Source organism: Nostoc sp. ChiQUE01b, assembly GCF_034531255.1.
Taxonomy (GTDB): Bacteria; Cyanobacteriota; Cyanobacteriia; order Cyanobacteriales; family Nostocaceae; genus Nostoc.
In genome coordinates, this window is sequence record NZ_JAVRBM010000061.1 from 50262 (window position 1) to 57051 (window position 6790).

Below are 6790 nucleotides of genomic sequence, written 5' to 3' on the forward strand. Positions count from 1 at the left end.
GTAGAGACGCGATTAATCGCGTCTGTACAGGAGTTAAAAATAAATCTTTCAACTCATAACTTCTAACTCCTAATTAATCCAAAATCTAAAATCTAAAATTTAAATAACTGACTATGCAAAATTTGCCGAACTTTCGCGATTACTACGAGATTTTAGGAGTATCTAAAGATGCCTCTGGTGAGGAAATTAAAAAGGTTTATCGGCGGTTAGCAAGGCAATATCATCCCGATCTGAATCCAGGTAACAAAGAATCTGAAGAAAAATTTAAGGATATCGGCGAGGCTTATGAAGTTCTTTCCGATCCAGCCAAGCGATCGCAATACGACCAGTTTAGCCGCTACTGGAAGCAAAAAGACTTTGCAGGCAACAAACAAGCACCAAAGGCTAAAACTTGGCAGAGTGGCGCTAGCGATCGCAACGGCAATCCGGACCTAGATCCAAGCCAATTCTCCGACTTTGAAAGCTTTATTAATCAAGTTATCGGTGTCAAAAATAAGGGTGGGGCAAGTAAATCTAGTAATGGCAATACTAGCGATCCATTTCGTTCCCCCAGAACAAAAGTTGCCTATACAGTTAATACTCCACCACCTCGCATAACCCGTCGAGATATAGAAGCCAGATTAACGCTTCCACTAGAAAAAGCTTATCAAGGTGGTAATGAACGGATTCGTTTGGAAGATGGGCGATCGCTAGAAGTTAATATGCCTCCAGGGATGGTAACAGGTCAAACCATCCGTTTGCGGAACCAAGGCGTTGGTGGTGGCGATCTATACTTAAAAATTACCGTTGAACCTCATCGATTATTTAAGCTAGAAGGTTTAAATATCCTCTGCCAAGTACCTGTTACTCCTAGCGAGGCGGTTTTAGGAGGACAGGTAGAAGCACCTACTCTTGATGGGCCTGTGAAAATGACCACCCCTCCCGGAGTTAGGTCTGGTCAGAAATTTCGACTAGGAAATAAAGGTTATCCCAGTGATGATGGTAAACGTGGCGATCAATTAGTAGAAATTCAAATAGTTACACCGAAAAATATTAGTCAAGAAGAACGGGAACTTTACGAAAAGTTACGGCAAATTGAAACCTTTAAACCCCGTGCTGATTTAATACGTTAGGGATGAGATAGCATATCAAGCTATTGACCAAAATAATTAATAACTCATAATTCGTAATTAATGGACAGAGCAACTTAATTTATCAATAGAGAAAAAATGTAATCAATAGACCTCTTGCAAAAGTCCTAAATGCGTGGGACAAGTAGGTTAGAGTTGGGTAGCATCTATGACCTACCTTAAGGTAAAGAGCCTATTTTTTTGTACAAGCATTACTGGCTGACTCTAATAATTATCTGTCTCGCCCATCCTTGCTTCCTAAATTTTAGACCTTAATCCTTACTAACTTAGTTAAAATGCCCGAATTAAAGTGCCTAGAGTTGGTGCACCTAAAACTGAAGAAGCTAAATTTCCTGGGATATTTCCATCAATTATCCAGCAATCAATCCCTAAGCTAGAAATAGTCAAAAATTCTTCAACTTTCTTAGCCATCCCGCCAGTAACATCTACTGATTTGCTCTTGCCCAAGAAAGGTTTAATTTGAGAATAGTTAGCCTGAGTAATATTGGAAAGTACTTGCCCATCTTGGTCATATACACCTGCATAATTCCCAACGTTTATTAGTCGAACTTTAAACTTACCTTGAAGATAGAAGTATTTCGCTAGTTCTGCTAGCATTGTATCTGTGGAGAGGATAGTACCGCCAATAGCTTGATCTAGAACGACATCACCAAAAACTAAAGGAATCAAACCTGCTTGTAGACTATTTTCTATCACACTAAAGTCACTCTTCAATAGTTTTTTATTATGAGTGATTATCATAGTAAGAGGTGGCAAACTTACCACTGGCAAACCTGCTTGTAAAAAAAAACTAGCTAGTAGGAAATTTAAATCTAAAGCATCTTGGTGAACTAAGCAGAACCCTAGTTTTTCTTCGTCACATAAAAAACCATTAATTGTATTATATTTCTTCGCTGATTGGTGGGCGAAAGAACCAGCACCGTTACCAATAATCAATTTAAGATTAGGATTTTCATGTTTGATTAGGCTCACTTGCTCGACCAATTGTGCCATAACTTCTCTTCGAGCAGTATAAGGTTTATCCTTATCAGTAATTAAGGAACCTCCCAGCTTAACTAATACTAACTCCATAATAAAATGTTAAATAAGGGAAGACAAAAACTTACGGCAAAGTAATCATAAACAAAAAAAATCAAAATTACTAGTACCGTGTGGCGTAAATACGCCTACCATTTTCAAAGACTGCAAATGATGATTTTTTCAAGGTTCGTAATGGTGGGTTTATTTCCGCCGTGCTGTACTAGTAAATTCAACGGAATTTAACAAATGCTACTTTCATAATCAGCACATTCAGCAATCCCAACATTGCTCTACATATTTCCAGATATTTTCAATATCTTGCGCTGCTTGAGTAGAAATCCGAAATCGACTCATAGAGAATCGCTGTTAGCCAAATTTTGCTGTCCTCGTGCTTTAATATCTGCAAAAAAAGCTGGAAGTAATTCGTCGTTATATTCAGTATACTGTCCGCTATCAAGTTGCTTAAGACCAATGTCAATCTGACTGCGTAATGCTTCTAACTTGAGTTTTTGCAGTTCTTCCTCAAGGCGCTGGAGTTCATCTATCATCTGCTGAAACGCCTGTGCCTCATGCACCACAACCTCAGCTTTCCCATTCACTGTTAGTACAAGCGGAGACTTTGTGGCCTTGATCCGCTCGACGTAATCTTTGGCATTGCGCTTAAAGTCGGTAAGAGTTTGAATATTTTCAAGATTGATTTTGATACGCATCGCATCTAATTAAATGCTTTATTAAGATATCTTATCAGATGCTAGACCTGCTGTGTCTTCTTCAATTCACAAAGGATTTAAAATAGAAAAAATATCTTTGAGCAAAGTGACTCAAACAGATGTGAATCAAAACTGGGCAATGCCACAAAAAAGCAGCGAACCAACTTATTACTCCCTGCTAGGACTGCATCCCTGGGCATCGGTAATTGACATTCGACGCGCTTATCGGCAACTGAGCAAGCTCTATCATCCTGATACTACAGACTTGCCGACTGCGATCGCTACTCCCAAATTTCAGCAAATCAACGAAGCTTACGCCACCCTTAGCCATCCAGAACGGCGCTTCCGCTACGATTTAAAAATTGGCTATTCCCGGTTTGGAGTGATTCAACCACCCCCTGATTTGAATCATCCCGTCTCGCGTTCTCATGACTGGTCAAAATCAGCTTACCTCGATGCGAGCGATCGCCCCTTATCATCTGGCGAAATTTTTGCTTTATTTATGCTGGTGTTAACATTTGTAGGTTGTCTGTTATTAGCAGTTGCCATTGGCTTAACTCGTGGCGAGGCTGCTTTCCAAACCCATAAACTGCAATCAGCTGCATCTGTACAACAGCAGATTACCTATATGTTGCAACTAATTACCTATCTGATAATTAAAAATTAAACAATTCTCCGATCCAAAATCATTCGACTGAGAGGTTCGACGAGCGCTCAGTCGGGTCGTACTCACAATGAAGTCCAAAATCCAAAATCTAAAATTCCTATGGCTCTTCTTCCTTCTGATACTCCCCTATATAATCATCCCCTGCCACAAATTGAGCAGTGGCTAAAAGACCAAGGCTGTCAACAAGACGAAACACAAAGGCATTGCTGGCGTGTACAGCGACCTAGTTGGCAAGCTGAATTATGGCTCGATGTTGAGCAAATTGTAGTGCGATATGTCCAATCTGGGGAAAATGGACAAGATATCCAACGCTCATTCAAGTATTCTCTTAGTCGGAATGATGTAGAACAAGCTGTGTTTTCTGGGCCATAAGGAAGTGCTTAATGTATTATGGGACTTACGTAAAATCCTCAAAAAGCTTAATTTATCGAACTGCCTGATCTGCAATATGCTTTTGCCAACGCATAGCGTCTCGTAGAGAAGAATCGTAGAGTGTGCGTAAGTCCTATATTAGATTAAATCTAAAAGCAGGAGTTATAGCTGGTAGAGCTTCCAATAAGTCCGTTACAAGGTTGCTGCCCTATAACAAGAATTAAGTAGGTCGGTGTAAATAATTATTGTTGGGATAAGGCAGTTCTTGCTGGGGACAGGGAGCAGGGGGGAAAGAGTTTGAGCCTTATTTACTTTTCTTCACACAGTTTGGTTTTATTGCACCGACTTACTTATGTATCAGATTTTGTGACCAATGCTTTAGGAGTAAGTTCACTACAAATTTCCAGCAGTCGAGTGACAGCACGCGCAGCTGAAAACTTTTCTGCAACGTATTGGCTGGACTGAAAACCCCGGTTAATTGCTTCATTTGGATTATCTAAGCAGTATCGCATACATTTGGCTAATTCTTCTGCATTTTCGTTTTCAAAAAACAGGCTGTGCGGCCCTCCTACTTCTGACAATCCTCCCATTTTTGAGACAATAGAGCAGGTTTGAACGCTAGAGGCTTCTTGCACTACGTAACCTGCCGGTTCTTGCCAACGAGATGGAGCAATTAAAGCCAAAGCATCTTGAACTTTTAGAAGTACTTCTTTTTGAGGAACTTTACCTAAAAAATTAACTTTGTTGGCAATTCCTAAATCAGACGTTAGCTGTTTTAATTCCTGAGATTGTTCGCCATCGCCAATAATAATAATTTTAAATTCTTTATTTTCATCTTGTAAAATTCGCGCTGCTTTTAATAAAATATCTACGCCTTTGTCTGTAGCTAATCTGCCGACAAAAATAAAATTATATGGCTCAGATAAGTTTTCTAATGTTTTAAGCTGGGTTTTTGACTTGATTTCAATCGGATTATATAACGTATTAACTGACCAAGGAAAAGCAGAAGATTCTCCTAAAAAGTTACTACAAGCTGTATGATAATCGGCTAAGAAGGCAGTAGAAAGCCGGGTGGTTAGGCGTGCCCATTTGATAAAAGTGTGTAATTTCCACTTTAATGGATAATTAGCTTTCGGCAATGTGTGTTTAAATTCAGCTTTTAAACGTTGCGTCAACTTCATCTGCTCATAACTAGTATGAGTAGATTGATAAAGGGAATAATGATATTTAATAATTATCTTTTTTCGCAATGCTTTACATAATAAAGTAAAAAATAAATCATTTGAATTCATGTGGACTATATCTGCCCAAGCAATATAACTAAACCATTTGGCGATATTATCTTGTCTGGTAGAAATAGTTTTAACTTCAATCAATCTAGCTTCCAACTCAGGAATAATAGAAAAAATGTAAGTTAAAACTCCACTAATTTCATTGTCGTAATGACGGTGTTGAATTAATATTTTCATACATCAGGTATGGGAAATTTTGTATTTATGGGAATTGTGGTTGAGCATAACTGAAACTTGGGAAAAGGATTTTTTTCGATAGTTATAGTTATATAATTCCCACAGATGCTGCTAAAGTACCATTCTCTTCGCCACGGGCTAAAAGTTTAGTCTGACAGTAGTGTGTAAAATTATCATCAATTTGAAATACCTGCCGATCGGCCTGAGTGTTACCCAAACAGGAACCAAAAGCCATTATCCTTGGTTTGACTTCGTAGCGTCTACTCGTGAAAGAGAAGTAACAAGTCGCACTATCGCTTCGACTATCCTAACTTCTTGGAAGAATTTGTTTGGAGACACAAGTGCTGGTATATGTCTTTAACATACTTTACATATCCACTGACCAATGACCAATGACCAATGACCAATGACCAATGACCAATGACTAATGACCAATGACCAATGACCAATGACCAATGACTAATAATTAATTTCTTTCCACCCATGCATGGATGCTATGCCTTTTGTAATCCATTCGATCACAATTGGGGGAGCTTCTGATATCAAAATACTAGGATAAACTGCTGCACCCCAATCGGGATGAACTAACACACGGCATTGATTTTTAATCACTGGATAGTTGAGCAAAGCTTTGACTACTGCTGTGTCGTCGTGGGGGATTGCTCCGGGATGGGACAGTAAGGGATAGCCTGTACGAGGGTCAATCAGGTCAGTTAAATAGCCGCGATCGCGCAGATTAAATGCTAAATCACAGCCAAATCTCATAAACTTTTCTCGTAAGCGTTCTTTCTCTGACTCTACTTCTGTTGTCTTTTCGACTAATTGATAACGTGATTGCTGTAAGACAATCACTACTCGTAAAAATGGTTGCCGTTTCCAATCTGGTAATATCCGTTCGCAGTTGGCACAGATATATTGACTGGGAGCATGAATTGAAATTTGAACCGCTTGTCCTGTTTCGCCAACTAAATTAATGGGACGGGCTTGCTCCGAAGTGTAAACCTTGGGATAGTTCACTAAATTGATTCGGCTTATACAAATTTTTTAATTTAATCTCCGGTATAGATGATACCTCTTAAAAGTTAAGAAAAATCATCATTTTTCTATAATATGTTACTTTTTTTGGAAGCAGTTAATAATAATTTGAGAAATTTAATCCGAATTTTATCCTTTATTAACCTGTTCTCATAGAATTTGCTGCGATCGCTCTAGGCATTGGCATAGGTTCAGCTTGTGGTAGACAAGCGATGCCTATGGCAGGCTACGCCTACTGCTATAAAATATGTTCGATCAAAATCCTAAAAAAGCAAAGCAGGTTAGAGTAAGCAGAAAATAACAAAAGTAATTATGTCTGCCAGGAGATACTTCAGCGCGAATTTCTCACAAACAATAAAAAATCAATTTATATGGACTGATGTTAGA

8 protein-coding genes are annotated in these 6790 nt (G+C 38.8%); 3 read left to right on the plus strand and 5 right to left on the minus strand.

The genetic code is table 11. The features are described 5' to 3' along the window. Positions 1-113: 113 nt before the first annotated feature. A complete protein-coding gene (locus RMY63_RS29770; RefSeq protein ID WP_322732159.1) occupies positions 114-1112 on the plus strand; it encodes a DnaJ C-terminal domain-containing protein in 999 nt (332 codons plus the stop codon). 288 nt (positions 1113-1400) lie between these two features. Here RMY63_RS29770 and RMY63_RS29775 read toward each other — a convergent pair whose 3' ends face one another. Together RMY63_RS29775 and RMY63_RS29780 are read right to left on the minus strand one after the other, a co-directional pair. Further along, positions 1401-2201 carry an isopentenyl phosphate kinase gene (locus RMY63_RS29775; protein ID WP_322732160.1) on the minus strand — a complete coding sequence of 267 codons (801 nt, stop codon included), beginning with the start codon at positions 2199-2201 and terminating at the stop codon, positions 1401-1403. 299 nt (positions 2202-2500) lie between these two features. Then, positions 2501-2860: a type II toxin-antitoxin system Phd/YefM family antitoxin gene (locus RMY63_RS29780; protein WP_322732161.1), complete on the minus strand. Its 360-nt coding sequence runs from the start codon at positions 2858-2860 to the stop codon at positions 2501-2503. A gap of 139 nt (positions 2861-2999) precedes the next feature. On the opposite strand from RMY63_RS29780, the gene RMY63_RS29785 reads away from it, so the two are divergent. Both RMY63_RS29785 and RMY63_RS29790 read left to right on the plus strand, forming a co-directional pair. Next, positions 3000-3527 carry a J domain-containing protein gene (locus RMY63_RS29785; RefSeq protein ID WP_322732170.1) on the plus strand — a complete coding sequence of 176 codons (528 nt, stop codon included), beginning with the start codon at positions 3000-3002 and terminating at the stop codon, positions 3525-3527. 99 nt (positions 3528-3626) lie between these two features. After that, the gene (locus tag RMY63_RS29790; RefSeq protein ID WP_322732162.1) at positions 3627-3899 is read left to right on the plus strand and encodes a DUF3143 domain-containing protein; all 273 of its coding nucleotides are present in this window, start codon (positions 3627-3629) and stop codon (positions 3897-3899) included. 350 nt (positions 3900-4249) lie between these two features. Here RMY63_RS29790 and RMY63_RS29795 read toward each other — a convergent pair whose 3' ends face one another. The 3 genes from RMY63_RS29795 to RMY63_RS29805 all read right to left on the minus strand — a co-directional run bounded on the left by RMY63_RS29795 (position 4250) and on the right by RMY63_RS29805 (position 6385). Further along, positions 4250-5368 carry a glycosyltransferase gene (locus tag RMY63_RS29795; RefSeq protein ID WP_322732163.1) on the minus strand — a complete coding sequence of 373 codons (1119 nt, stop codon included), beginning with the start codon at positions 5366-5368 and terminating at the stop codon, positions 4250-4252. Positions 5369-5456: 88 nt separating this feature from the next. Next, complete coding sequence (locus tag RMY63_RS29800; RefSeq protein WP_322732164.1) at positions 5457-5603, minus strand: hypothetical protein; 147 nt, start codon at positions 5601-5603, stop codon at positions 5457-5459. A gap of 224 nt (positions 5604-5827) precedes the next feature. Then, positions 5828-6385, minus strand: coding sequence for a methylmalonic aciduria and homocystinuria type D protein (locus RMY63_RS29805; RefSeq protein ID WP_322732165.1), 558 nt, complete (start codon positions 6383-6385; stop codon positions 5828-5830). Positions 6386-6790 lie beyond the last annotated feature (405 nt).

Excerpts from the sequence above, each read along its gene's own strand:
- RMY63_RS29800 (WP_322732164.1), bottom strand. The coding sequence starts at position 5,603 with ATGGCTTTTGGTTCCTGTTTGGGTAACACTCAGGCCGATCGGCAGGTA.
- RMY63_RS29790 (WP_322732162.1), top strand. The coding sequence starts at position 3,627 with ATGGCTCTTCTTCCTTCTGATACTCCCCTATATAATCATCCCCTGCCA.
- RMY63_RS29795 (WP_322732163.1), bottom strand. The coding sequence starts at position 5,368 with ATGAAAATATTAATTCAACACCGTCATTACGACAATGAAATTAGTGGA.
- RMY63_RS29785 (WP_322732170.1), top strand. The coding sequence starts at position 3,000 with ATGCCACAAAAAAGCAGCGAACCAACTTATTACTCCCTGCTAGGACTG.
- RMY63_RS29770 (WP_322732159.1), top strand. The coding sequence starts at position 114 with ATGCAAAATTTGCCGAACTTTCGCGATTACTACGAGATTTTAGGAGTA.
- RMY63_RS29780 (WP_322732161.1), bottom strand. The coding sequence starts at position 2,860 with ATGCGTATCAAAATCAATCTTGAAAATATTCAAACTCTTACCGACTTT.
- RMY63_RS29775 (WP_322732160.1), bottom strand. The coding sequence starts at position 2,201 with ATGGAGTTAGTATTAGTTAAGCTGGGAGGTTCCTTAATTACTGATAAG.